This is a genomic window from Muricoccus nepalensis, assembly GCF_006438825.1.
GTDB classification, from domain to species: Bacteria; Pseudomonadota; Alphaproteobacteria; order Acetobacterales; family Acetobacteraceae; genus Roseomonas; species Roseomonas nepalensis.
Map to the genome: position 1 here is coordinate 79,574 of NZ_RCZP01000015.1, position 23,816 is coordinate 103,389.

The 23,816-nt window shown below is 62.8% G+C and carries 23 protein-coding genes and 3 pseudogenes; 18 read left to right on the top strand and 8 right to left on the bottom strand.

The features are described 5' to 3' along the window. Positions 1 to 91: 91 nt before the first annotated feature. A pseudogene (locus EAH89_RS15870) lies at positions 92 to 1,461 on the bottom strand (transposase). 171 nt (positions 1,462 to 1,632) lie between these two features. Between EAH89_RS15870 and EAH89_RS15875 the strand changes: the two are divergent. After that, complete coding sequence (locus EAH89_RS15875; protein WP_140884671.1) at positions 1,633 to 2,241, top strand: hypothetical protein; 609 nt, start codon at positions 1,633 to 1,635, stop codon at positions 2,239 to 2,241. Positions 2,242 to 2,373: 132 nt separating this feature from the next. Here the strand turns inward: EAH89_RS15875 and EAH89_RS15880 are convergent, their stop codons facing one another. Then, a complete protein-coding gene (locus tag EAH89_RS15880) occupies positions 2,374 to 3,105 on the bottom strand; it encodes a tetratricopeptide repeat protein (protein ID WP_194152337.1) in 732 nt (243 codons plus the stop codon). Between the two features lie 231 nt (positions 3,106 to 3,336). Between EAH89_RS15880 and EAH89_RS15885 the strand changes: the two genes are divergently transcribed. Then, positions 3,337 to 3,576, top strand: coding sequence for a hypothetical protein (locus EAH89_RS15885; protein WP_140884672.1), 240 nt, complete (start codon positions 3,337 to 3,339; stop codon positions 3,574 to 3,576). A gap of 378 nt (positions 3,577 to 3,954) precedes the next feature. Here the strand turns inward: EAH89_RS15885 and EAH89_RS15890 are convergent. Further along, positions 3,955 to 4,134 (bottom strand): annotated as a pseudogene (locus EAH89_RS15890) (IS5/IS1182 family transposase); the annotation flags it as partial. 78 nt (positions 4,135 to 4,212) lie between these two features. Further along, entirely contained in the window at positions 4,213 to 4,404 is a 192-nt protein-coding gene (locus EAH89_RS15895) for a hypothetical protein (RefSeq protein ID WP_140884673.1), read from the bottom strand. A gap of 344 nt (positions 4,405 to 4,748) precedes the next feature. On the opposite strand from EAH89_RS15895, the gene EAH89_RS15900 reads away from it, so the two are divergent. The 3 genes from EAH89_RS15900 (at position 4,749) to EAH89_RS15910 (ending at position 6,638) form a co-directional block, all read left to right on the top strand. After that, complete coding sequence (locus EAH89_RS15900; RefSeq protein WP_140884674.1) at positions 4,749 to 5,087, top strand: YunG family protein; 339 nt, start codon at positions 4,749 to 4,751, stop codon at positions 5,085 to 5,087. Between the two features lie 135 nt (positions 5,088 to 5,222). Then, entirely contained in the window at positions 5,223 to 5,801 is a 579-nt protein-coding gene (locus EAH89_RS15905; RefSeq protein ID WP_140884675.1) for a histidine phosphatase family protein, read from the top strand. A 159-nt stretch (positions 5,802 to 5,960) separates the two neighbouring features. Beyond that, on the top strand, positions 5,961 to 6,638 hold the full coding sequence (locus EAH89_RS15910; RefSeq protein WP_140884676.1) for a hypothetical protein: 678 nt from the start codon (positions 5,961 to 5,963) through the stop codon (positions 6,636 to 6,638). A gap of 48 nt (positions 6,639 to 6,686) precedes the next feature. On the opposite strand, the gene EAH89_RS32640 is transcribed toward EAH89_RS15910, so the two are convergent. Next, entirely contained in the window at positions 6,687 to 6,872 is a 186-nt protein-coding gene (locus EAH89_RS32640; RefSeq protein WP_241667045.1) for a hypothetical protein, read from the bottom strand. A gap of 33 nt (positions 6,873 to 6,905) precedes the next feature. Between EAH89_RS32640 and EAH89_RS33465 the strand changes: the two genes are divergently transcribed. The 8 genes and pseudogenes from EAH89_RS33465 to EAH89_RS15950 all read left to right on the top strand — a co-directional run bounded on the left by EAH89_RS33465 (position 6,906) and on the right by EAH89_RS15950 (position 15,289). Then, complete coding sequence (locus EAH89_RS33465) at positions 6,906 to 7,046, top strand: recombinase family protein (RefSeq protein ID WP_408906298.1); 141 nt, start codon at positions 6,906 to 6,908, stop codon at positions 7,044 to 7,046. Beyond that, positions 7,010 to 7,372: a hypothetical protein gene (locus EAH89_RS31770; RefSeq protein WP_162559126.1), complete on the top strand. Its 363-nt coding sequence runs from the start codon at positions 7,010 to 7,012 to the stop codon at positions 7,370 to 7,372. Before EAH89_RS33465 ends, EAH89_RS31770 begins: the two co-directional genes overlap by 37 nt. Positions 7,373 to 7,440: 68 nt before the next feature. Further along, a pseudogene (locus EAH89_RS15920) lies at positions 7,441 to 8,223 on the top strand (IS5 family transposase). A gap of 10 nt (positions 8,224 to 8,233) precedes the next feature. After that, positions 8,234 to 8,680, top strand: a complete 447-nt coding sequence (locus EAH89_RS15925) for a hypothetical protein (RefSeq protein WP_140884678.1) — start codon at positions 8,234 to 8,236, stop codon at positions 8,678 to 8,680. A 443-nt stretch (positions 8,681 to 9,123) separates the two neighbouring features. Beyond that, positions 9,124 to 9,768 (top strand): hypothetical protein, encoded by a 645-nt coding sequence (locus EAH89_RS15935; protein WP_140884680.1) that lies wholly within the window; start codon positions 9,124 to 9,126, stop codon positions 9,766 to 9,768. 399 nt (positions 9,769 to 10,167) lie between these two features. Then, positions 10,168 to 10,662, top strand: coding sequence for a GNAT family N-acetyltransferase (locus tag EAH89_RS15940; RefSeq protein WP_241667046.1), 495 nt, complete (start codon positions 10,168 to 10,170; stop codon positions 10,660 to 10,662). A 1,122-nt stretch (positions 10,663 to 11,784) separates the two neighbouring features. Continuing rightward, positions 11,785 to 13,878 carry an alpha/beta hydrolase domain-containing protein gene (locus EAH89_RS15945; RefSeq protein WP_194152339.1) on the top strand — a complete coding sequence of 698 codons (2,094 nt, stop codon included), beginning with the start codon at positions 11,785 to 11,787 and terminating at the stop codon, positions 13,876 to 13,878. Between the two features lie 328 nt (positions 13,879 to 14,206). Further along, complete coding sequence (locus EAH89_RS15950) at positions 14,207 to 15,289, top strand: single-stranded-DNA-specific exonuclease RecJ family protein (RefSeq protein WP_140884681.1); 1,083 nt, start codon at positions 14,207 to 14,209, stop codon at positions 15,287 to 15,289. A gap of 122 nt (positions 15,290 to 15,411) precedes the next feature. Here the strand turns inward: EAH89_RS15950 and EAH89_RS15955 are convergent, their stop codons facing one another. Together EAH89_RS15955 and EAH89_RS15960 are read right to left on the bottom strand one after the other, a co-directional pair. Further along, positions 15,412 to 16,545 carry a M20 family metallopeptidase gene (locus EAH89_RS15955; RefSeq protein WP_140884682.1) on the bottom strand — a complete coding sequence of 378 codons (1,134 nt, stop codon included), beginning with the start codon at positions 16,543 to 16,545 and terminating at the stop codon, positions 15,412 to 15,414. A gap of 108 nt (positions 16,546 to 16,653) precedes the next feature. Beyond that, positions 16,654 to 17,007 (bottom strand): patatin-like phospholipase family protein, encoded by a 354-nt coding sequence (locus EAH89_RS15960; protein ID WP_206667573.1) that lies wholly within the window; start codon positions 17,005 to 17,007, stop codon positions 16,654 to 16,656. 611 nt (positions 17,008 to 17,618) lie between these two features. Here EAH89_RS15960 and argC point away from each other — a divergent pair. The 5 genes from argC to EAH89_RS15985 all read left to right on the top strand — a co-directional run bounded on the left by argC (position 17,619) and on the right by EAH89_RS15985 (position 22,225). Then, on the top strand, positions 17,619 to 18,596 hold the full coding sequence (gene argC / locus EAH89_RS15965; RefSeq protein WP_140884684.1) for an N-acetyl-gamma-glutamyl-phosphate reductase: 978 nt from the start codon (positions 17,619 to 17,621) through the stop codon (positions 18,594 to 18,596). A gap of 156 nt (positions 18,597 to 18,752) precedes the next feature. Next, entirely contained in the window at positions 18,753 to 19,439 is a 687-nt protein-coding gene (locus EAH89_RS15970) for an IS5 family transposase (protein ID WP_140884685.1), read from the top strand. A 19-nt stretch (positions 19,440 to 19,458) separates the two neighbouring features. Next, a protein-coding gene (locus EAH89_RS15975; RefSeq protein WP_408906299.1) for an IS630 family transposase occupies positions 19,459 to 20,405 on the top strand; the annotation gives its coding sequence in 2 pieces (ribosomal slippage) (positions 19,459 to 19,797 and positions 19,800 to 20,405; 945 coding nt in all). A gap of 77 nt (positions 20,406 to 20,482) precedes the next feature. Then, positions 20,483 to 20,716 carry a transposase gene (locus EAH89_RS31295; protein WP_161993623.1) on the top strand — a complete coding sequence of 78 codons (234 nt, stop codon included), beginning with the start codon at positions 20,483 to 20,485 and terminating at the stop codon, positions 20,714 to 20,716. A 633-nt stretch (positions 20,717 to 21,349) separates the two neighbouring features. Next, a complete protein-coding gene (locus tag EAH89_RS15985; protein ID WP_140884688.1) occupies positions 21,350 to 22,225 on the top strand; it encodes a TraB/GumN family protein in 876 nt (291 codons plus the stop codon). A gap of 270 nt (positions 22,226 to 22,495) precedes the next feature. On the opposite strand, the gene EAH89_RS15990 is transcribed toward EAH89_RS15985, so the two are convergent. Then, positions 22,496 to 22,822 (bottom strand): 4-fold beta flower protein, encoded by a 327-nt coding sequence (locus EAH89_RS15990; RefSeq protein ID WP_140884689.1) that lies wholly within the window; start codon positions 22,820 to 22,822, stop codon positions 22,496 to 22,498. Positions 22,823 to 23,816 lie beyond the last annotated feature (994 nt).

Genomic DNA, 23,816 nt, shown 5'->3' on the forward strand with positions numbered 1-23,816 from the left:
AGTCGCGACCGATGCTGTTGAAAAAGGCGCTGCTGCCTTCCGGCTGAGCCTGCCGCCTTGATTGGCTACCGCCCCGAAGGCTGCTCGCGCATCAGCCTGGCAGGGCTGACGGCACGCCGGTGGGGATCAGCTTGGCGAGCTTGCGCAGGTTCTGGGCGGCGGCTGCGAGGTGGAACTCGTCGCGGGCGCCACACGGGCCTCGCAGCCGCGATCGGTCGAGGCGCAGGATGCGCTTGAGGTGGGCGAACAGCATGTCGACCTTCTTTCGCTTACATCGGGAGACGGCATAGGCGTCGGTCTTGGCGATGTCGCGCGCCATGTCCCGGGCGCCCTCGTTGATGGAGCGCAGAACCTTACGGGCGGACTGCTTCGGGCAGCAGCGCTCCTTCAGTGCACAGGGCCCACAGTCGTGCTTGGTGGCGCGGTAGCGCATGAGGCCTTCGGCTTCGACCCCGACCCGAGGCTGCTGGAACTGACGCCGGTAGTGCATCAGCTCCTTCCCGGCAGGGCAGACGTAGAGGTCGCGCTCGTGGTCGTAGGTGAAGTCGGAGCGGCTGAACGTACCGTCCTTGCGGGTCGACTTGTCGAACACCGGTATGTGCGGCTCGATCCCCTGCTCGTGCACCAGCCAGTCGAGCATGGCCGCCGAGCCGTAGCCGGTGTCGGCTACCAGGCGCTCGGGCCACAGGCCGAACGTTTCTGCCGTGCGGGTCAGCATGGTCTGCGCGGCGCCCACTTCGGCCTGGCGCACGGCCGTGGTAGCCTCCACGTCCACAATGACGGCGTGCTCCACGTCGATCAGATAGTTGTCGCAGCAGGCGGGGCCACCGGCGGCGGCCGTCCAGCGCGCTGCCGGGTCGGTCGGCGAGATGAACTTGGGTTCGACCTCGGTGGCGGCACCGAATGCGGCATCGTCCAGTACGGTCAGGTACTCGGTCACGGCGCGGGTGGTGCTCTCGGGGTCCAGCTCCTCGCGGCTGGCGACGCCCTTCTGCCGGTGCGCATCGGCCCGGATCAGGCTGGAGTCCACCGCGAAGCCCTGGCCGCCCACGATGCCCTCGGCCATGCAGCGCCGCACGGTCGCCTCGAACAGCTGACGCAGCAGGTCGCTGTCGCGGAAGCGGCCGTACCGGTTCTTGCTAAACGTCGAGTGATCGGGCACGGCGCCGTCCAGGCCGAGGCGGCAGAACCAGCGATAGGCAAGGTTCAGATGACCTCCTCGCACAGCCGCCGCTCCGAGCGGATGCCACAGCAGTAGCCCACCAGCAGCATGCGGATGGTCAGCTCGGGGTCGATCGAGGGGCGGCCAATGGCGCTGTAGAAGGGCTCGAGGTGCTGGCGGATGCTTCTCAGCTCGACGAAGCGGTCGATGCTGCGCAGCAGATGATCGGCGGGGACGTGCTCTTCCAGGCTGAAACCGTAGAACAAAGCCTCCTGCCGCACCGGCCGCTCGCCCATCATCGCCATGCTCTCCGCCGTCCGGAGAACTGAATCAGTCCTGGCCCGTCGCCTCAACCAACTTTTTCAACACAATCCACCCTGAGCGGACCTTCACGCCTCTGGAAGGCAGGAAGGCGGAGTGACCGTTCCTTAACCGGGTGCCTCGCAAGATAGGCTGGAAGGAGTTGTGTCGTGACCACCATCGCCACGATGAGCCCGGTTGTCTCGCAGCCTAGCCTTGCTGTGCAAGCCTCAACGGGCGCCGCTGCGGCTCCCTCCATTCCCTTGGCGGCGCCGCCGTCGCCCGCCGTGGTGATCTCGATCAGTCCGGGCACCCAGTCCGCCGTCTCCCACCCCAGCGACAAGACGGCAGAGCAGCGCGTCAGCTCGCTGGTGGAGGCGGTCAAGACGCACAACGACATCGCCGACGCCGTGGCGCAGATGGATTGGAAGAAGTTCGCTGAGATCGCTGGCCCGGAAAGGGCCGAGGCCGAAAAGATGGCCTCCATGAAGTACCTCTCCTACTCGGCGACCCGTCTTGGTCGGGAGTTCGGTGAGAGCAGGATCGACGTGCGGGCGGTGACCGATGAGCAGGCCGCCGTCACCGGACAAGCTCCGGGCACGCTGAAGGTGGCGTCCTTCGCCTTCAAGTCCGGGGGCTCGTCCTACGCCGTCACCGCGAAGGAGGACGGAACGCTCGTTGGCACTCGCGACGGCGAGGCGTGGAAGACTTGGAAGACGATCCCCTCCCACGCTGCCCGCGCCGCCTCTGATGCTGGGGCGGCCTTGGCGACGCTCTAAGGCATCCTCTCGCCGTCCGGTGCAGGTGCGGTCGCTGGTTCGCTCGGGCTGCTCTCGATGAGCGTTTGACCGAAGGTAGTGCCGGAAGAAGCTTTCCTTGAAGTCCTTCGACTTCCTTGAGTTCAGGTCATTCTAGCCTTTGCTGGACCCTGTTGAACCTGCCTTCCTCATCAACCGACGCAGGTGACCTCGGAGGGACGTTTTGTCGGGCTTCTCAGCAAAAGCTCGAACTCTGCTACCCAGGTCGTCCTCAAGCTGCTGCACCAATCCGAGATGAGCTTGGTAACGGAAGCCGGACATCTCCTTCGCCGCTGCGACCAGCGCCCGTTCGGCAGCCGCTTTCGCCTCTCCGGCATCTCCAAGTTCTTTCAGGATCAGCGCACGAGCCGCGTTCCATCGGTATTGCTCAAGCGGAAAAGTCGGCCGAGATCGGCTTCTATCCAAGATGTTGAGTGCACGGTCGTACAAGTCAGTTAAACACTGAGTGGCAATCAGAACCGGAAGGTCAACATAGGCTTGCGTTAGGAGGTTAGGGGATAAGCCTTCCCTTGCAAGGGCGGCTTCATAGCAAGCCACCGCCGCACGAACCTCACCAAGGACGAGGTAAGATTCAGCACGCTGAACATGAGCTTGAGCATGCGCGGCATCCTCTCCCAAAGCAAAATACTGGTCGAGAAGCCGTAGCGCCACCTGTGGATAATTCTTCGTCAGATAGGATGCTTGGATTCGAAGGTAGTCAGCCTTCTTCGTTGCTCGGCCAAGGCGATCAGCAAATGCTTCTTCGATGGTCTCGCTCCACTCCGTGTTCCTGAACCACCTATGTCGGGTCATGCTTCCTGCTGCATCTCTGACCTTGATCCTCATGTTGAGAGCATAGACCTTGATTGCGGGATCCAGGTGGAACTCACTTGGATCGGCTCGTAGGTGGTCCGGATTTGGCCGAGTGTGCGTTGGAACAACCATCACCTCCGGCATCATCGTGGACAGCGGTTTTCCCGCGCCGCCCCGGCCAGCGGGCGTGAAAGAAGGTTTTTCTCGGCGGACTGCTCGACGTTGAGGGGCTCTTGATCCAGGTCGGCTCTGGGCACGCTGAAGGTGAGGGACTTCACCTTCAAGGCCGGGGGCTCGTCCTACGCCGTCACCGCGAAGGAGGACGGAACGCTGGTCGGCACCCGCGACGGCGAGGCGTGGAAGACTTGGAAGACGATCCCCTCCCACGCTGCCCGCGCCGCCTCCGATGCCGGAGCGGCCTTGGCGACGCTCCAAGGCATCCTCTCGCAGTCCGGTGCAGGTGCGGTGGCGGGATCACTCGGGCTGCTCTCGATGAGCGTCTGAACGAGGCTGGTGCAGGAAGAAGCTCCCCTTGAAGTACTTTGGCTTCCTTGCGTTCAGGTCATGGAACCTGCCTCCGGTCACTGCCCTATTGGTCGGTCTCCCAGAGCCAAGCGGACGCGAATTTCCTCCGCGATGATCTCCGCGCAGCGAAGCATCTCATCTTCGGTCAGGGAAAGGATTTGGGGCCTCGCGGCGACTAGAGTTGCGATCACAATACCAGCTACTCTGTCGCTCCATTCCTTATCCAACTGATCTCTTTTCTCAGTAGCCATCAGTCTTCCCGTCGCGATTGTTGAGCAGTCTGCTCTCTAACTCGGACAACCCATCACCGGCAGGATCACCACCGTAATCTCATGCCTTTCCTCTATTAAGGCCTTGGTAGCCAGGGCGACCAGTGTCGGCGGGCGTGGCGCGGCCGAAGCCCAGCTCGGCAAGGTCTAGCTCATCCACGAACACGTCGACCATCCGCGCGGGATTGTCCTCGCCCAGGTAATCGTCAACGCTTTCGGGCAGCAAAAAGCTTTGGTTCCGGTTCCAGCCCTCGACGTAGCGCGCCACCGTGCATCTCCTGATCTCGCAGAAGTAGGGTAGCTTGCCGTCTTGCGCCTGAGAATCAGCATCAAGGTGCTGTGCCTGTTAATCCTGGAGCAGGCTGGCCGACACATGCCCGTGCTGAGCAGGACCATGGAGGTGTATCTCGTCAGGGACCGGGGCACTGTTGACGTTCACGCTCACTTCGACAAAGGAAAGATTGCCTGATCCGTCAACAAACAAGAGCACTTCCAGGCGGTCACCTGAAGCGAGGCCAAAGTCAGCTTCGAAGAACATGCCTCCTGTGCCGGTCGGCTCCGTGAGGGGCGGGACATCAGAGCTAAGCGGGATACGGACATCAAAGCTGTTGCAGCCGCAAGGACAGAACGAGTGGAACTCGGCGACTGCTAGTTGGGCACGGAGCCGATCGGGGGCAGGGTAACCACAACGGTCGGCGATGAACGACCGCCACATCTCTGCCCGCTCAGGTCCATTCGGCACAGCTAAATCCTTCAGTAGGCCAGACGATACCATGGCGACGCAGCTTGGCTGCCAATTCAAGGCAGAGAAGCCGCTCGTCACGTCTTTCCACACAGCCTCCACCCTTTGCGGTCCTAGAGGGACGCTGCCAAGCTCGTATCATGCGCCTCAATCCAGCGGATTTCGGTCGTTTGATAGGTCAATGCTGGTCGCTCGACACGGCCAGCACCTACAGTCTTGCGAACCCTGCTAGCGGCCAATGCAGTGTGACTGCCCTCGTCGCACAGGATCATCTTGGCGGAGAACTTGCCAAGACCCGCGTCGGGGATGCTTGGCACTTTTACAATCTCATCAACGGTGAACGATTCGACTTCACTGCAAGCCAGTTCAACCAGCCTATCAGCTATGACGACACGCTCACCGGGCGCGACGATGCCCTGACCGACACGACACCGGGGCAATACGAGGCGCTAGCAGAAGCACTCTATAGGGTCCGCTAGCTACCCCACCCAGCGTTAGCCCCCGGTCGAGCAGGGTACCGCGGCAGGCGATCCTTTGCAGACCTTTCAGGCGCGGCTGGTGTCGTCTCCCTCAGAGACGGCACAATCTCTGCTGAACCAAGCCAATGGACCGCAATGCCCCTCCTGCACTTCATCACGCACCCGGAAGTCGTCATCGATCCATCCGTGCCGGTGCCGGAGTGGCCGCTCTCCCCGGCGGGCTCCCACCGGATGAGCCTGGCGCTGGAGCAGCCCTGGATGAGCGGGTTGGGAGCCGTGTTCAGCAGCGCCGAGCGCAAGGCCACGGATGCCACCCGGCTGATAGCGGACCGCTTCGGCCTCTTGCCGATCATCGTCGCAGAACTGGGTGAGAATGACCGCTCGGCTACGGGCTACCTGCCCAAAGCGGAGTTCGAGGCAACGGTCAACCTCTTCTTTGCGCACCCGGAGGAGAGCGTGCGAGGGTGGGAGCGTGCTGTCGATGCCCAGCGCCGGATCGTCGCCGCGGTGGAGCGCATCCTCGCGGAGGCACCCGGAGATGGGGACATCGCCATCGTCTCCCACGGCGGTGTTGGCGCGCTGCTGCTCTGCCACCTGAAGAACGTGCCGATCAGCCGCGCCGAGGATCAGCCCGGTGCCGGAGGAGGGTGCGTCTACTCCTTCGACCGGAAGACCCGAGCCTTACTATCCGGCTGGCGGTTGATCGAAGATTAGAAAGTCTGCTCGCCACCCCACCCAGCGTTAGCCTCCGGTCGAGCAGGGTACTTCGGCAGGCGACCCTGAGCGGACCTTCACGCCTCTGGAAGGCAGGAAGGCGGAGTGACCCTTTCTTAACCCGGTGCCTCGCAAGATAGGCTGGAAGGAGCCTGTGTCGTGACCACCATCGCCGCGATGAGCCCGGTCGTTCCGCAGCCCAGCCTTGCGGTGCAAGCCTCGGCGGGCGCCGTTGCGGCTCCCTCCATTCCCTCGGCCGCGCCGCCGTCGCCCGCCGTGGTGATCTCGATCAGCCCGGGCACCTTGTCCGCTGTCTCCCACCCCGGCGACAGGACGGCGGAGCAGCGCGTCAACTCGCTTGTGGAGGCGGTCAGGGACCACAACGAACTGGCAGATGCCATAGCTCGTTTTAGGTGGTCCAGCCTTGCTAAGTACATTGGCGAGGAAAAGGCTGCTGCTGCGAAAGTTGAGTCCGATAAGGCGGTCGGCTACTCGGTGTCCTACGTCAGTCGCCAGTTGGGCGAGAGCGGCATCGACGTGCGGCCGGTGACCGATGAGCAGGCCGCCGCTACCGGGCAGGCTCCGGGCACGCTGAAGGTGAGGGACTTCACCTTCAAATCCGGGGGCTCGGTCTACGCCGTCACCGCGAAGGAGGACGGAACGCTCGTCGGCACTCGCGACGGTGAGGCGTGGAAGACTTGGAAGACGATCCCCTCCCACGCTGCCCGCGCCGCCTCTGATGCTGGGGCGGCCTTGGCGACGCTCCAAGGCATCCTCTCGCCGTCCGGTGCAGGTGCGGTCGCCGGTTCGCTCGGGCTGCTCTCGATGAGCGTCTGAACGAGGCTGGTGCAGGAAGAAGCTCTCCTTGTTGGCGCGCGTGGCCGCCTAATGGGCGCGGAGGTCCAGCGCCTCCGGGCGCTTGTCGCGGAGCCCGAGGCCGAGATCGCCCGGCTCGGGCGGAAGGTCCGGCGGCTCGAAGCCCGGCTTCCTGCCACCGCGCAGGCCAATGCGGCCCGCCGCGCCGCCGCCGCCGCCGCCGCCGCCGAGTTCGCGCAGAAGGTAGTCCGGCATGTCCAGCGGCTGCGGCTGACGAGGGCCAGTACCATGGAGATCGCCGCCGCCCTCAATGAGGCCGGGATCGCCACGAGGGAAGGCGGGGAGTGGTCCCACCGCCAAGTGCAGCGCCTCTTGGGTCGGCTGGATGGCTCGTGGGCGCCGCCGAGGCGGTTCCGGACAGAAAAATGAAGCGGCGCTACGTCGTCAGCATCGGTGTTGCTGTGGTGGTGTTGCCACTTTGGTCTTGGCTCTCGCGTGAGCCGTCTCTAACCATGGAAGCGCGGAGGATCGAGGATGAGTTAAGGGAACAACTTCCGCTCGGCTCATCCCGAGTAGCAATCGAGAGCGCACTCCGCCAACAAGGATGGAACTTAGAGTATTCTCCAATACTCCGAGGATATTACCATTACATTCGCCGAGGACGGGACGGTATTCTTGTTCGGTTGAATGTTGACGACGATGGCCACCTGATTTGCTTAGAAGTAAAAGCTGTTTATTCTTCGGGTTTGGGATGACTTCTAGGGCCCGTTAGCACGTGAATCCAATGCACCATGCCTGCGTTCTCTGGCTGTTGGAGAACGCGATGGCGCTGACAAATGGGCAATGGGCGGTGCTGGAGCCGTTGGTCGAGGCGTGCCGTCCGCGTGCGAAGGTGCCGCCGCAGCACCTGCGCCGAACCATCGGCGCGATCCTCTGGCGGCACAACAGTGGAGCGAAGTGGCGAGCCCTCCCCGCAGAGGAGGGACCATGGTGGATAGCGGCGCAGACATTCATCCGGTGGTCGCGGCTGGGTGTCTGGGAGCGCCTTCTGAAGATGGCGCAGGAGCGAGGTGTAGGGCTCGGCATACCTTCCTCCACGGCACCTCAATCCGGGCCCACGCCAAGGCAGCAGGGGCGGCTAAAAAGGCGCGACAGGGTCGGAGCGCGACAAGCGTGAGGCGCTTGGCCGATCTCGGGGCGGCTGCGGCACCAAGGTCCGCGTGATCGCAGACAGCACAGGCCGCGCCGTCTCCTTCTCGATTGCGCCAGGGCAGGCGCATGAGCTGCCACATGCCATCCCCCTCCTCGCCACCCTCCCCGGCGTGCCGTTTTGGGTCGTCGGTGACCGCGGCTACTCCAGCCACGCCTTCCGCGAGCACGTCTGAAACCTCGGCGCACGCCCCGCCATCCCATCGAAAAGCAACGAGGCCCCGGTCACGTGTCCGAGTTGGATCTACACCAATCGCAACCGCGTCGAGCGCCTCTGAGCAGACTCAAGGAGTGGCGCGCCGTCGCCACACGCTATGAGAAGACCGCCTCGTCCTTCCTCGGCGTTCTCCACCTCGCGGCAACAATGGATTGGATCAAGAGCCAGCCCGGAGGGTAGGCTAACCCCCATGCGGTTCGGCGAATTGCGATCCATTGCCCACAACGTCGCCGACTCTCTCGCGAGCGGCTATAGCCAACTCGTCGGCATGTACGAGTTAGACGTCTTCGGAGAGGCAGGGAGCAGTCCGCAGGGCTTTATCGACGTGGATTTCCTCGCTGGGACAGCACCCAGCGGCCCAGTTTCCACAACCTTGGATGAAGCAATCAGCCGCTTTCGTGAAGCGCTGCCGGACCTCTGCAAAAAGCACCATGTGTCGGAGGCTGCCTTTCGGCAGCTTAGAGCGCGCTATTCCACCGATGGGGCCTCAGCAACCTTTGTCGTCACCGTTGAGGACGTCTATGGTCGGACTGCGACGGATACCTACGTCGGCAACCCGGGAGCACGGCCCCGGATCGTCGACAACCTGGGGCGCATCCGCACCTCCCGACCATCGGCAAAGCTCGTCAGCCGCTAACAAGCCCTAGCTCTCGGGCTTGCCAGCTGAACATATCTAGTGCGCACTCGGATCGCCGCATCCGTGAGGACCTGAGGCCGACCCCGCCGCCCCGTCCTTTTGGCGTCATGCCAATTCAAATCGAACGAGATCCAGGCGCTCAGGTCACCGCGGGCGATCAGCCCTCTGTCGTACTCTCGCCAGTTCCGAGTTCGATAGCGCGTCGTAGGGCGCTCGCCCTGCGTCGGTGCCTTGCTCACGCAAGCCTATCCGCAAAATCTACGCAACAACGCCGCTTGGAACTACAAAATAAGTTTACATGTCTAAGGTTGCAAGCTATTACCAAACCACCTGTACTTTTACCCTCCGTTGAAAATCTCCCGCAACGAAAGTTGAAAACTTCGAATTTCTGTCCGCTGAAGCGCTGCGCGCCGCATGGCTCTAGCCTTGGATAGGAAATCCACGTGGACAAATTCACGTTCGCAAGTCATGTGATTGCCGCGCTGGCATGGCCAACCACGGCACTAATCATTCTGCTCACATACCGCAGACCGATTACTGGAGCTTTGGGTAAGCTGGTCAAAGCCAAGATGTTCGGCGGAGAAGTAGAATTCTCTAGGGAGCTGGACAAAGCAGAAGCAAATCTCGCAATCGAAGGTACGGGTGTAGTGTCCGGCCCGGTGGCAGGATCAACTCAGCCTAGTGAACAAGGTTATGGTTCGGCTCCAGCCAGTGCTCAGCTGTCCCCTCCAGTAGATGACTCCCTCGAACCGGATCACTATCGGCAGGAACAAAAACCATCACCTACCGACGATACACCGCTAAGGCGCCTTGCTGTTGCTTATCACATGGTCGAACAAGCTTTTGCAGAAAATACCGACTCTTTGTTGGAGAACGCAAGGCGATCGCCGGACATGAAGGATTTGCTGGACAGTGTGCTGAGCCTTCGCACGCGGTTCAACAAACTCAAAGAGCTGCGCAACGAGGCTTTTCACAACAACAATATTACCAAGATCGACGCTACTCGCTACGAAAATTTAGTCAGGGAATTACTAAGAGATCTGTTGAACACAAAGAGGAAAGCGCAAAGCAGCGTGGGCGCACCATGACAAACAGATTAATGGTCCCTTAGCTCACTGCCGGTACATCGGCGCTCCGATTGTACCGCAATTTTCTACACCTGCGATCCGCTATCCGTCGTCGAATGCTTAACAGCCTGGACCCATAGTGGCCCTAGCGGGGCAGGAGGATGACTGCAAACCTCATTGACGGCTATTCGGGCAGACTACTAACGTCCGCCCCATGGGTGGCTTTCCTCTCCGCACCGCGAACCGACGCCGTCGCTGCTCTTCAGCGGCGGCTTCCGTAGCTGCGTGCAGACAGGCCCCTCCCCCGGTGACGTCCGCCCCTTAGCGGCCCACCCTCGAGGCGGCATCAGCCCGCATCTCCGAACCCCCGCAGCCCCCGGCTTCGGGGGTTTTTCTTTGCATTCATCCCAGGAGAAGATCGTGCAGCAAAGCTTGAAACTGGCAGGCCAAGCCTCCTCTGAGGCGATCCGATCGGCGCTACGCCGGGCAGCTCCGGGCGATGCTACAGCTATTCGGAGCCTCACGCGCGAGGCTTACGCGAAATGGGTCCCCGTCATCGGGCGAGAGCCGAAGCCGATGACCGCCGACTATGACGCGGCTGTCAAAGACCACCTTGTGGACCTGCTGGAGCTGCAGGAGGAACTGGTGGCACTAATCGAGATGCGTGCTGAGGTGAACCACCTATTAATCGTGAACGTCGCGGTATCGGCCGTCCACCAAGGAAACGGATATGGGCGTGCCCTTTTGGCCCACGCCGAGGATCTTGCCCGGTCGCTGGGTATGGACGAGGTACGCCTCTACACGAACGGTTGCTTTACCGAGAACCTGAAACTTTATGAGCGAGTGGGCTATCGGGTGGATCGGGAGGAGACATCACATCTCGGCATCACCGTCTACATGAGTAAGCGCCTGTAATGTTCTGAGCATGATCACCCGGGGTGGGGAGCGAACGTCTGTTGTGCACCCCCCCGGCGATTAGACGGGCCGGGGTAGCCCTCCGGCCGCACCCGATCCTAAGGGGCTGTCAGTCTCCGGAAGGAGGTGGGGACCGAAGTCGCATTACATAGGCATGGGAACGAGGCACCACGTGGTGCAGGAACTGCTGCAGCTCGTGGAGCCATAGCCAGATATAGGCCTTCGAAGCCGCCTCTGAGACGAGCCGTGGCTTGAAGAGGGCTCACAACCTTCATGCGGGCGTCTTTGATCCGAACCACAGGCAGCCGAGAGTATCAGCAACCTCGGTGAGGCTTTTGTGCTGCCGCATAACCTACATGCGAAGCGCAACGAACTGTTACCCGAACAGGGAAGCGGGGTCGTAGGCAGCACTCGGTGCGTCTGCCACTGTCAGTTCCATAACCGGCAACAGAAGACAGGCCAGTGCGACGATCTCCTACCCTCCTAAGTTTCTTGCTCGTGTTCGTCGCAATGACATCTGTCCTTGCGCAACCCGTGGACTATCAGGCTCTGCAGATCACCAAGTCCGGCGGCGAGACCAGCTTGCTGCTGAGAACCATGCACCAGGGAGATAACCGGGTCCCGCTTCCATTACCGGTAGTGGTGGCGCAGGCCCTGCGCTTGGTCGTGGAGAGTGATCTCGGAGCAAGGCCGTTGCCGCCGCGAGTTGGCGGCCCCACGCCCGACCTGTCACCCAGGATGTCCTTGGGCTCCCTCCTGGATGAGGAGGAGAAAACGACTCTGCGCACCCGGGTGCGATGCCATCTACCCCTCGTTTGGCTTTGTCGTCGTGCTCTCGGCACAGGGTGAACCGATTGCACGGATCCGATCCTTCGAAGGGGCGACGACCACCAATCTTGCTTTCGGACTGGAAGGTAAAACAGTTTTCATTACGGAGTCCGAGACGGGGTCCGTGCTGGTGGCGAACTGGGAAGCCGCATTGGCTTACCGATGAAGAACTGGCGACAGGATGGATGCCAGACGCTTTACCGGGCGGCGCTTCCTCCATCGTGAGGCATCTCCTCCGGCTTGACGCCGGTGGCTGTCGGTGACCTCCTGACCGCAAGAAACATGGAGGAAACCATGGGCTATTCGCGCCTCGGCAACAGGGCAGGATTTCTTATGGCCCTCCTCGCGGGCCTGGGCGTGCTGGAGTTGCCGGACGCCGCAGCGCGCGTTGCCCGGATCACCATCGACCAGACCGAACCTGTCGGCGGGACGATCCCACAGCTGCGCCTGAGCGGCCGCGCCTTCGGCGAGCTGGATCCCCAGGATCCAACTAACGCCATCATCACGGACCTGCGGCTGGCACCCCGTAACGCCAGCGGGCACGTGGAGTACGTGGCTCGGTTCAGCCTCACTAAGCCCGCGGATATGGCGCGCGCCAGCGGCGTCCTCTGGTACGACTTGGTGAACCGCGGTGCGCCGGTGGAGCTAGGCGAGGGTGCCACCAGCCCCGGCGACTTCGGCCATGTAGCCCTCATCAGCGGCTGGCAGGGTGACCTCGCGCAGACGGAACGCAACTGGGCGGTGCAGGTGCCCACCGCCACCAACCCGGACGGCTCGCCCATCACCGGGCCGGTTATCGCGCGCATGGCCGATTCCCGCCCGGGCACGCGATCTCGCCCGCTGGTCGTGCTCGGCGCGGCTGTGCCGTACGACGCCGCCTCGCTCGACACCGCCCGCGCCCGGCTCGTTACCAAAGCGTCGGAGACGCGTACCGGGCAAGTGGGCGGGGTGCGTGAGGTGCCCTCCTCCGACTTCTCCTTCGCGGACTGCACGAGCACGCCGTTCCCCGGCACGCCAAACCCGCGGATGCTCTGCCTTAGGGACGGCTTCGATCCCGCCCTGCTCTACGAGCTGACCTACGAGGCACGCGACCCAAAGGTGCTCGGTGTCGGGCTTGCCGCGATGCGGGACGTTGCGGCCTTTTTCCGTTACGAGGTGCAGGACGACAACGGCACAGTGAACCCGGTGGCGGGCCGGATCACTCACGCAGTCACTCAGGGCATCTCGCAGTCCGGCAACGCCCTGAAGACCTTTCTCCACCTTGGCTTCAACCGGGATGAGGCGGGCCGCCGCGTCTTCGACGGCGCCAACCCGCACATCGCCGGGCGGCTGACTGCGGTGAATGTTCGGTTCGGCATCCCGAGCGGCAGCGGCACCCTCTATGAGCCGGGCGGCGAAGGCGTGCTGTGGTGGGAGCGCACCGAGGACACGGCACGTGGCCGGACGGCCGCCGGGCTGCTGGACCGCTGCCGCACGACGGACACCTGCCCGCAGATCTTCGAGACCTTCGGGGCTACCGAGTTCAATGCAAGGCTGATGACGGCGGCGTTGACGGGGACGTCTGGCGGACGAGACCTCCCGCTCCCATCCAACGTGCGCCGTTACTACTTTCCGGGCACCACGCATGACGGGGACAAGAAGGGTGGCTTCTCGCCTGCGCCTGTCTCCGCGCCCGGCTGCATCATGCCGCGAAATCCAAACCCCGAGACCGAGACGATGAACGCTCTCCAGGTCGCGCTGGTGGAGTGGGTGGTGCGCGGGACCGAACCGCCGCCGAGCGCTTACCCCACCCTTCGCGAAGGACAGCTTGCCGTGAATACGGCGGAGGCCATGGGCTTCCCCCACATTCCCGGCGCAGCGCGCCCCGATGGGATGGCGGTGGGCGTGATGGACTACGATTTCGGAGCCGAGCTGAACTACAACGACTTTTCCGGCATCATCACGCGCCAGCCGCCCGGCATCCGGGGCATCATCCCGGCGGTGATGCCGAAGGTAAACGCGGACGGCAACGAGACGGCGGGGGTGCCATCGGTTCTGCACCAGGCGCCACTCGGCACCTACACCGGCTGGAACGTGGTGGCGGGCGGCTTCTTCCGAGGGCAGCCTTGCGGCGGTGGGCTTACGGGGGGCTACATCCCCTTCGCCCGCACCCTGGCCGACCGTGAGGCAAGCGGCGACCCGCGGCCCTCACTTACGGAGCGCTACGGCAGCCAGGAGGGCTATCTCTGCGCTGTGCGGGCTGCCGTGCGGCACGACGTCGCGGCACGGTTCCTGCTGCGTGCCGATGGCGACCGGCTGATGCGGCAGGCGTCGGCTAGCCGCAACCTGCCCGATGCCGCGGCCGACGAGGCGGGTCGCGCGGTGACGGAACGCCTCTGCCGCGGCTGAATGGACGGTGGAGCAGGCGGGCATGCCCGCCGCCGCTCCGGACCTGACAGATTGTCATGTGCCAGCTGGCATCCTGCGCGCAACGGAACATCCGGAGGAGGGCGTTGGCGGAACGACCGTGCTTGAGCGGCTGCCGTGCGAAGATGGAGGTGGCCGTGGTTGGGAAGGTTGGCCGCTCCCAGCGCGAAGCGGCATCTTGTCGCAGCAGTCGACACAGGGCGCGACGGCGCCTGTGATCGCCATGGTGCCGAATTGCCGAAGCTCAGGCCCATTCGCCTGGTAGGGCGAGCCCGAACAAACCCGCGGGCGACCGACGCATTATGGTCGAATGACCTGTCCCGACGCCGCGCGTACCGAAACTGCCGCCATCTTCGCCAGAGCCATTCAGGGATTCGATCGAACCAAGCCGGTCTGGATCCTTGGCCACAACGACGCGGATGGCCTGTCTGCCACTGCTCTTTTCGCGCGAGCGTTCGGGCAGGCAGGATGGGCGGTGCGGACGCGCATCGTGGGCCGAGGCGAAAGCCCCTGGTCGGACGCGATGAGGGCGGAGCTGGCGGATGAACCCGCGGGGGGAGTGATCATTACCGATCTGGGCGTGCGGAATGCGTTGCCGAAACCCGGCGTGCCCACCGTGGTGGTGGACCACCATGTCCCGGGCGACCCGCCCGCCGGTGCCACGGTGATCAGCGGCCACGGGCAGGATCCAATCCCCACGTCTTCGCTGCTGGCATTCTGGTGCGCTGGGGCGGTGGCGGATGTGGATCCGTGGCTGTGGCTGGCGGCGTTGGGCTTGATCGGAGACATGGCCGAGAAGGCCGGGTTCCTCGAAATGGAGGCGGCACGGCGCTTCGGCGTGACCGCGTTGCGGGATGCCGCGGCGCTGGTGAACGCGCCGCGGCGTAGCGCATCGGGCGATGCCACCCCGGCGCTGAGACTGTTGATGGCGGCGGGCGGCCCTAAGGATGTGCTGTCGGACAAGTGGCCGGAGGCTGCGGCCGTGCTGGCGGCGCGAGCGGAAGTGAAAAGCGAGCTGGAGGCGGCACGCCGGGTCGCACCCCTGGTGCGGGGCGAGGTGGCCCTGATCCGGTTTGCGTCACCCACGCAAATTCATCCCCTGATCGCCCAGCAATGGCGGGGGCGGCTGTGGGACAAGATCGTGATGGCGGCCAATACGGGCTATCGGCCGGGCTGGGTGCATTTCGCCGTGCGCTCGGGTGAGGACCGCGACCTGATCGGGTTCCTGGCAGAGCACCGGCCACCGGGCGCGGACGAGATGTACGGGTCTGGCCACCGTCAGGCGACGGGCGGAGCGCTGAGGCCAGCGGACTGGAACGCGTTCATCACTGGGCTTGGCTTCGGCGCCGAAGCCACCGTGCTTGATGTGGCTACCTCCCGGTCCCGGGCGTAAGCGCCGCCGCAGCACGCGATTGCCGTCGCTTTCGAGAACAGGAGCGCGCGCTGGCGCTGATCTATGCTCAGAAAGTAGATCGCGCAGCACGCAACCTGACCCCATTCCATGCTGCGCCATATTCAGGTGCATAAGTGCCGCATCAGTGCTTCGTAAATCCCGTTGGCTCGCTCTATCTCGCTCATGGGGCAATGCTCGTCTGTCTTATGGCACTGCGCAGGGTGACCAGGACCGATGACGACCGCCGCCACATGGCCAAAGCCGTGCACAAGGGCGGATGCATCGGTAAAGTAAGGTGCACCCAGTGGAGTCGGAGGCGCGCCGGAGCCGTCAGCAAGGATAGCAAGCAAAGGAACGATGGCTGGGTGGTCCGGATCGGTAGCGAAGCCGCTGAAGTCGGTGATGACCTCGAGCTGAGCCTCGGGACCGAACAGCTCTTGTAGCCAAACCAAGATACTCCCGTGGTCGTCGTCCGGCAGGGTTCGGAAGTCGGCGGTGAACCGAGCTATATCGGGGACCGAATTGATGTTCTGCCCACCGCTGATGGTCGTTGTGACGGCTGTCATACTACCAAGCAGCGGGTGTTCCTTCTCGAAGCGGTGAGATTCGAGGCGTGAGATCCAGGCCACGATCTTCGAGATCGCGCTCTCGCCTTCCAGCGGCATCGAGGAATGAGCGGTCCTGCCGCGGGCGGTCACCCCGACACGAAGTGAGCCCTTGTGAGCGACGACGGGCTGGTTGCTCGTCGGCTCCGCGACGACAAGGAGTTCTGCCTCGCCAAGAACATTGCGCCGTGCCAGGTCGAACGCTCCCTGGCATCCTGTCTCCTCCCCAGCCGTGAGGACGAAGACGAGCCCCCGCCGGAGCGAAACTCCGGTTTTAAGGAGCCGCGCCGCCGCCGATACGAAGGCGGCCACGCCGGACTTCATGTCACAAGCTCCACGACCATGCAGCAGACCATCGACGATCACGCCATCAAAGGGCGGAAACGTCCACTTCGCTGCACCGACAGGGACGACGTCGAGGTGTCCGGTAAAAGCCAGGGGCTTCAGCCCCGGCAATCCATGAAGACGCGCTATGACAGAGGGGCGGCCAGGGGCGAATTCGTGGGTCTCGACGGAGAAACCCATCCCAGCCAAAAGCTGTGCCAGGAACTCAATGCAGGGCTTCTCGTCGCCCGGCGGGTTGAGAGATGAAAAGCGGACCAGCCGCTGGGCCAGGGCGACAGCGTCGTGAGAAATAATGTTCTCGGGCATGGACAGCTCCGCCTTCAAGTGAGTGGTGCTGTTCTTAGCTCAGCGTGCTCGTGACCGCAGCCCACAGGAACAACGCGAAGGCCAGAACCCAGGCCGAGCCGAGCCAGATCAGAGGAAGCAAACGTCTATGTCGGCTAATCCGACTGGCCCGAACAACAAGGTCACGTCGCTCATACCAACGGAGCCAAGCACGCTCGTCTTGCCCTCAGCGTCGATGATCTCCTTCGACGCAAACTCCGCCGCGACCAGCCTAGCCGCGATGGATCCCGCAGAAGTTCCAGCCGTGCCGACAATATTCAGGCCGAAGCGGGGATCCTCCAGGGCCCGTAGCGCACCGATGTGGATGATCCCCTTCGCGCCACCTCCCTCGAATACTAGAAGCGCGTGCCTGGACGGAGGTGCGACGACCGGATCCAGCGCCTCCGCAGAAGAACCACCCTCTACTTCAACTAGCTCCGTCAATGCCCAGCCCCCCAACTCGCCCTGCTAACACGTCTGCGTTTAGAACGCAGGCTTCGTCAGCAGGTGTCGTGCGGTTAGGCTCGGCTGATCGTCAAGATGTTGGACGGCTGTAGACGAGGGCGAGACGCGCCGAACGACGGTTCTTGGGGTTAGGCGACACCAAGGAGATTCTGGCCCTGCCTCTCTAAACTGGTCCGTTAGAGGTGCAAGTTTTTCGGGCACTGCAAGCCTCAAAGGAGAGGAGAGGAGCGGTGCCATGAATCAGAAATTGTACACGGACAAGCAGATCTCCGTGGCGTACGCCGAGTTCTGATTGGCCTCAGAGCAGCCGTAACGGCGTGGGAGCACAACTACAAACCCTGGTTGACAGATGTTCAGGCGGATTACTACCGTCTGCTCCATGGGTAATCCTCGCCTCTGTACCGCGAACCGACGCCGTCGCTGCATCTCAGCGGCGGCTTTTATGGCTGCGTGCAGAAAGGCCCCCTCCCCGGTGAGGTCCGCCCCTTAGCGGTCCACCTAGAGGCGGCATCAGCCCGCATCTCCGAACCCCCGCAGCCCCCGGCTTCGGGGGTTTTTCTTTGCCCTTACGCCAGCAGCAGGACACCACCATGAGCATTCGCGTCGGCATCGTCGGCATCAGTGGTTTCGGCGGAGGTGAGGCGATGCGCCTCATCGCGAGCCACCCGTTTTTCGAACTGGTTTACGCCGCGGGCGACGGTAGCGCAGGTAGCCGCTTGGGGGACCGCTTCCCCGGTGTACCAGCCAAGCTGACCGAGCTGGTGATTGAGCAGTGGGACCCTATGACCCTGCCGAGGCTTGACCTGCTCTTCGCGTCGCTGCCCACGGGCACCTCGGCCGAGGCGCTGGCGCGCGTTCCTGGCGCCGTGAAGATCGTCGATGTTGGCGGCGACCACCGTTACGTCGAGGGTTGGGCTTACGGCTTGGCCGACGTTTGGCCATCTCAAATTGAGGGGCATACCCGCGTTGCTAACCCTGGCTGCTTCCCCGCGGCAACGCTGACCGCACTGGCGCCGTTGCTCGCCAGCAAGCTGATTGAGCCCGGTAACATCGTGGTCGACGCGAAAACTGGCATCTCCGGTGCTGGCCGGGGCGGCGCCGACAGCCGGTTTGGCTATGCCGAGAGCAACGAGAATCTATTGCCCTACGGTCTGCTCAAGCACGTCCACATGCCCGAGATGGCCAAGACGATTGGGCGGCTAAACGGCGGCAGCGCGGCAGGGCTGGTGTTCACGCCACACCTGGTGCCGATGACCCGTGGCGTACTCGCCACCATCTACTGCCGCGGCCGCGCCACCACGGGTCAATGCTTGGACGCGGCGCGGCACTTCTACGCGGGGCGGGCCTTCGTCCGCGTGACCGAGAAGCCGCCGCAGACTAAGTGGGCGACCGGCTCGAACCTCGCCTTCGTGAGCTATGCGGCCGATCCGGAGCGCAACCTGGTGATCGCGATGGGCGTGGTCGACAACCTTGGCAAGGGAGCAGCAGGCCAAGCGGTGCAGAATGCGAACCTGATGTGCGGCCTGCCGGAAACGACGGGTCTGGATGGCCTGCCTGTTTGGCCATGAGCCGCACTATTCTGCGAAACACCAGAGGCGATCATCTGCCGCGGCGACTGGTGTTATGGGGAGACCAATCCTCTGTGATGAGACCTGTGCGCGGATGTGTGTGGACCCGGCGCGACGTGGGCTGATTCACTGCCTGTGTAGACGAGGGAGGTCGACATGGCGCGGCGGCGGATCGGTCAGGAAGATCTCATCGCACGGGCCGAGCCGCGAGCGGCACTGCCGCTGGTGGAACTCGCCGCGTTGCTGGATTGGACGGAGATAGATCGTCACCTGGTCGATATCTCGGCGGCGGCAAAGGGCGAACGTGGCTGGCCACCACTGGCTCTCTTCCGTGGCTTGTTGCTGGCCACCTGGTATGACCTGTCGGACGTGAAGCTGGCCGAGGCGCTGGACGACCGGACCAGCTTCCGCCGGTTCTGCGGCTTCGCTGCCCACGAGCCGACGCCCGAGCGCACCACCTTTGTCCGGTTCCGGCGGGAGTTGGTGCGGCGCAGCCTCGGCCGCGGGCTGTTCGAGACGGTGACCCGCCAACTCGAAGCCAAGGGCTTGATGGTGCGCACCGGCACGCTGGTGGACGCGACGCTGATCCCCTCGGCCAGCATCCAGAAGGACGAAGAGGCGCGCTGGGCCGGGCATCGCCGCCGCAAGCCCGTGCACGGCTACAAGGCGCATGTGGCGACCGATGAAGGTGCAGGCCTGATCCGCGGCTTGGAGGTGACCACGGCCAACATCCATGACGCCGCCGAACTGGAAGCCGTGCTGCCGCCCGAGGCGGGAAACGTCTATGCCGATAGAGCACTTCAAGCTTGCATGGACTCGTGGGTTCTGATTCGACGCTGTTGATGAAGCAGCGAGGCTGGTGATGACGGCACCCCTGTCACAGGACCTGCGCAAGCGCCTGGTTCGGGCTGTGGAGGAGGGCGCCTCGGCACGGGAGGCAGCGGCCCGCTTCGCCGTCAGCGCGTCGGCAGCGATCAAGCTGGTGCGGCGAGTACGCCAGACCGGCAGCACGGCTCCTGCCAAGATCGGCGGCTACCGCAAGCCGTTGCTGGCCGGGCAGGAAGAGTTCCTGCGGGAGCTGACGGCCAGCCGGAAGGGGATCACCTTGGCCGAGATCCGGGCAGCCCTGATCGAGCGCGGCGTGGCGCCTGTGTCGCTGATGACAATCTGGACCATGCTGAAGCGGCTCGATCAGTCGCATAAAAAAAGAGCCTGAGGGCGGCGGAGCAGGACCGGCCCGACGTAGCGGCCCATCGACACCACTGGCGTGTCTGGCAGCGCTACATGGACCCCGAGCGCTTCGTCTTTCTCGATGAGACCGGCGCGGCCACCAACATGATCCGCCGCTACGGCTGGGGACCACGGGGCGAGCGCTTGGTCGATACCACGCCGCATGGCCACTGGCGCACCACCACCTTCATCGCGGGCCTGCGCAGCACCGGCCTTGTCGCGCCTCTCGTGCTGGACGGCCCGATGACCGGTGAGGCCTTCCTCGCCTACATCGGACAGTTCCTCGCCCCCACTCTCTCCAAGGGCGACGTCGTGGTTCTCGATAACCTCGCCGCTCACAAGGTCACCGGTGTGCGTGAGGCGATCCGCGCCACCGGTGCCAGCTTGCTCTACCTGCCGCCCTACTCCCCCGACCTGAACCCCATCGAGCAGGCCTTTGCCAAGCTGAAGGCGCTGCTCCGAAAGGCTGCCGCCCGAACCCGAGAGGCGCTCTGGACCACCATCGGCCGACTGCTCGGAAACTTCACCCCAGCCGAGTGCAGGAACTACCTCGCCAACTCAGGCTACGCGTTCGAGTAAGATGGAAAAGCTCTAGTGCCTTCAACGGCGACAAGCCTTGGAAAGCAATCCGTGCGCGTGGCGGCATCCCGCAGGTCGTGCAGACGGGTACCTGGGGCGGGGCCGCGGCGCTCGCCCGGCTGAAGAAGCACAACGCCCGGGTCCGGCGCATACGCTGCTGGATTGAAAAGGTGTTCGGCACCTGCAAGCGCTCCTATGGCCTGCGGCGGATGCGGTGGCTCGGTCTGGCCAAAGCTGGACTGCAAGCCCGTCTCACCGCCATCGCCTACAATCTCCGGCGCACGGTCACCCTGCTGCACGCTGCCGCTTGAGACAGGAGGAGTCTGCCTGGATCACGCCAGCAGGCCGCACCACGCTGCCATTCGGGCACACCTGTCGCCTAGACGGCGCCCAACACAAGGAAAAGCAGGTAACCGTCGCCTACCCGCACATCCGCGCACAGATCTCATAAGAGGGAGAACCCGACAGCCGCGAGTTAATTCTCGAAAGGGTGTCCTTTCGGGACCACAGCTGTTGGAGCAGGGCGGGTCCGTGGGCCTTTGCAAGCCACGATAAGCCGAAATGCCGGGCGACGGCGCGAAGGGCGTCCCGGATCTTCTCGTCTTGCTCCGGCACTGGGTTCTGGCGACCACTCAGTGGGTCATCGCTGAAAGAGGGACGGGACGTCGGGATCACGCGACTTCTCTCCAACTAGCAGCATCTTGGGGAGCCCCACAGCTTGTATGCGAACCTTTTTGACTCGGACATGGTTGCCGAAAACATCAGCAATCCCAGCGCGGCGTTTGGTGCCACCTGAGCTAACCCGCGACCGCTAACAAGCGGTTGTCGAAACATAAAGACGATGTCGTAGGCAGAACTGGACGCGTCTGCCACTGTCCGGTTGATGACCGGAGGCAGATAGTAGACCAGTGCGACACTCCCTTACCTCGCTAGGTTTCTTGCTCGTGTTCGCCGTAATGACGCCTATTCACGCTCAGCGGGTGGACTACCCGGCTCTGCAGATCACCACGCCCGACGGCGGAACCAGCTTGCTGCTGGGAACCATGCACCAGGGAGACGACCGCGTTCCGCTTCCATTACCCGTAGTGGTGGAGCAGGCCCTGCGATTGGTCGTGGCGAGCGATCTCTTGGCGCGGCCCCTGCCCCCGCGCGCTGGTGGCCCCCCGCCCGACTTGTCACCCCAGATATCCTTGGGTTCCATCCTTGATGAGGGCGAGAAAGCAACTCTGCGCACCCGGGTACAATGCCATCTACCGCAGAACTCCACCCCTTCAGACATCGAGGTCGTCACATCGTTTGCTCTCTCGGGACCAATCCGGGTCACGGCCGATTTCGCGGCACTCTGCCCCACGCCTGGACAACCCAGCGTCGAGAGTTGGCTCAAGAAGGCAGCCGCTGCCCGTGGGGTGCCCCTCGATAGCCTGGAGGGAACACAGGATTCCTCAATGCAGCGTGCCGCCTTGCCCGATCGAATTTTCATTTCCAACGTACGGCGCATTCTCTCCTCCCAAGGGAGCGATCTATTTGCAAGGCTGACCACGTTTCTGAACACAGGGGACTACGAGGGAATTTGCGGGTTGGTTCGGGAGAACTTCGCCAGCTCTGCCGATTGGGACCTCTTCGAGCAGCGGCTAGTCTCCGAGCGCAACGCTCACTGGATGCCGGTGCTTGAACGATATCTGGAGGAGGGTCAGGCCGTCATTATGGTTGGAGCATCGCACCTGTGTGGGGAGAACGGGTTGCCTGCCCTGCTCAGCAAAAAAGGGTATCAAATCGAGAGCATCCGGATTCCTGCAGTGGGGCGGCCTCCTACTCCGTAAAATCAAGTACAACGTTCGTCGGAGCGGCACCTTTAGGTATTTAGCGGCCCACCAAAGCATGGACGCAACTCTCAGGAGATGTGATGCCCGCGGGAGAGGAGCAAAAAACTTGATACAAGCGACCACGTCCACTCTTCGTGCGTGACGAATTTACCATTGAAGGACGCGACATCCGTCGGTTTAGCACCAAACAGTATCTTTTAGTCAGAGGAAGCAGATGTCTACGACAGACCAGTTTGCGTAGCGCAGAATCGGATTCCCTTTTCTACATCAGTCGTCTCGACCTTTTTTGAGGCTGCTAACATCGGAGGCACCTGGCGGCAAAGGTTGATAGCCAGCAAAACCCGGATAACCGGGATATCCAGCGTATCCCGGGTAACCTGGGTATCCCGGGTACCCGCGGTATGGACGGCCAAAAGCAACCAATCTGTTGCCGACAATCGTGCCAAGGTACTTACCAGCCTTGTCTACGACTTCAGCTTCATTCCAAGGTAGCCAGCCTATCCACTGGCCGTCCTTGCCAAAAACATAGTTATCCTTGGAGCTCCGCCTGAATGCGATCCAATTACCTGATGAGTCAAACAGGAAATCAGTCATCTTGCGCTCCGAATTCAGAAACAAGCAGCATCGCAAGAACGAACACCAACGCCTGCCGATCTAGCAACGCCGGTAGTAACGTTCAAATTCGGATATCATAGCTCTTCCCCCGAGTTTCAAGCGGGGGAGGGAGCGCAATCCTGGGTAGCTCACTCGAGGAGGCTCTCTTCCTTGTCAGTCCAGCTTTTAGCGCGTGCAGGATACAACCTGACAAAACTAAACTCAGGCTTCCGATCATACCGGTTTGCCAGATTTCTGGCATTCTAAAATGGCGCGCCGCCCCATTCAGATGACGTGACCGCCTCTGAAATACCCGAAGTCAAGCTCACCTAGCCGTTCTCTATTCGCCAGTCGTCTAGTTCAAAAAAAGCCGCAGCCTTGGTCAGCGAGAGCATGCAGCTGTTGCTGCGCCTCAACGTCTGAAAACCTTGGCGGAGGCGCTCTCTAATGTATGGCGTCTATCAGCGCCGCACCGGCGCCCTGCAAGCTCTCGGTATCACCTCGGCCTCCCCTTGAAATGAGAAGCGACGGTCTTCGTTACCGCAATCTGAATTGCTCCCTTAGAAAAGCCGTCGCGCCCGTCATCCATGACGACCTAGAAGGCGCTACCTCCGTCCGCCACTCCGTGCAGGCGGTCCCGCCAGTCCATTAGGCGCCCCCTCACCGTACACGTCCGTTCCAAACGTAATCGTGCAGCCCGCACCTCCGTTGAGTAGAGCGTGCCGTCCATACGAAAGCTGAAATCTTGGCTTGCATCGACGGTTCTGGGCACCATCGAACTAAGCGAGGCGTCCCTGATGGCGGTGACGCCCTGATCTCAGTATTCGCTGCCGGGTGACCGAGTATTCAGAGGCCGCCCTCCATACGCCTGATGATTTCTACCCGCTTATGGGCGGCAAACCCGCTGTAAGCTCATCATTCAGGGGGGAGACGATATCCTAGGCCTGGAGTAGGTTTCGTTTTTTTGCAACGGGTTACGGGGGTGGGAAGGGGA

Excerpts from the sequence above, each read along its gene's own strand:
- EAH89_RS15880 (WP_194152337.1), bottom strand. The coding sequence starts at position 3,105 with ATGAGGATCAAGGTCAGAGATGCAGCAGGAAGCATGACCCGACATAGG.
- EAH89_RS15895 (WP_140884673.1), bottom strand. The coding sequence starts at position 4,404 with ATGTTCTTCGAAGCTGACTTTGGCCTCGCTTCAGGTGACCGCCTGGAA.
- EAH89_RS15900 (WP_140884674.1), top strand. The coding sequence starts at position 4,749 with ATGCGCCTCAATCCAGCGGATTTCGGTCGTTTGATAGGTCAATGCTGG.
- EAH89_RS15905 (WP_140884675.1), top strand. The coding sequence starts at position 5,223 with ATGCCCCTCCTGCACTTCATCACGCACCCGGAAGTCGTCATCGATCCA.
- EAH89_RS32640 (WP_241667045.1), bottom strand. The coding sequence starts at position 6,872 with ATGCCGGACTACCTTCTGCGCGAACTCGGCGGCGGCGGCGGCGGCGGC.
- EAH89_RS33465 (WP_408906298.1), top strand. The coding sequence starts at position 6,906 with ATGGAGATCGCCGCCGCCCTCAATGAGGCCGGGATCGCCACGAGGGAA.
- EAH89_RS15925 (WP_140884678.1), top strand. The coding sequence starts at position 8,234 with ATGCGGTTCGGCGAATTGCGATCCATTGCCCACAACGTCGCCGACTCT.
- EAH89_RS15945 (WP_194152339.1), top strand. The coding sequence starts at position 11,785 with ATGGGCTATTCGCGCCTCGGCAACAGGGCAGGATTTCTTATGGCCCTC.
- EAH89_RS15950 (WP_140884681.1), top strand. The coding sequence starts at position 14,207 with ATGACCTGTCCCGACGCCGCGCGTACCGAAACTGCCGCCATCTTCGCC.
- EAH89_RS15955 (WP_140884682.1), bottom strand. The coding sequence starts at position 16,545 with ATGCCCGAGAACATTATTTCTCACGACGCTGTCGCCCTGGCCCAGCGG.
- argC (WP_140884684.1), top strand. The coding sequence starts at position 17,619 with ATGAGCATTCGCGTCGGCATCGTCGGCATCAGTGGTTTCGGCGGAGGT.
- EAH89_RS15970 (WP_140884685.1), top strand. The coding sequence starts at position 18,753 with ATGGCGCGGCGGCGGATCGGTCAGGAAGATCTCATCGCACGGGCCGAG.
- EAH89_RS15990 (WP_140884689.1), bottom strand. The coding sequence starts at position 22,822 with ATGACTGATTTCCTGTTTGACTCATCAGGTAATTGGATCGCATTCAGG.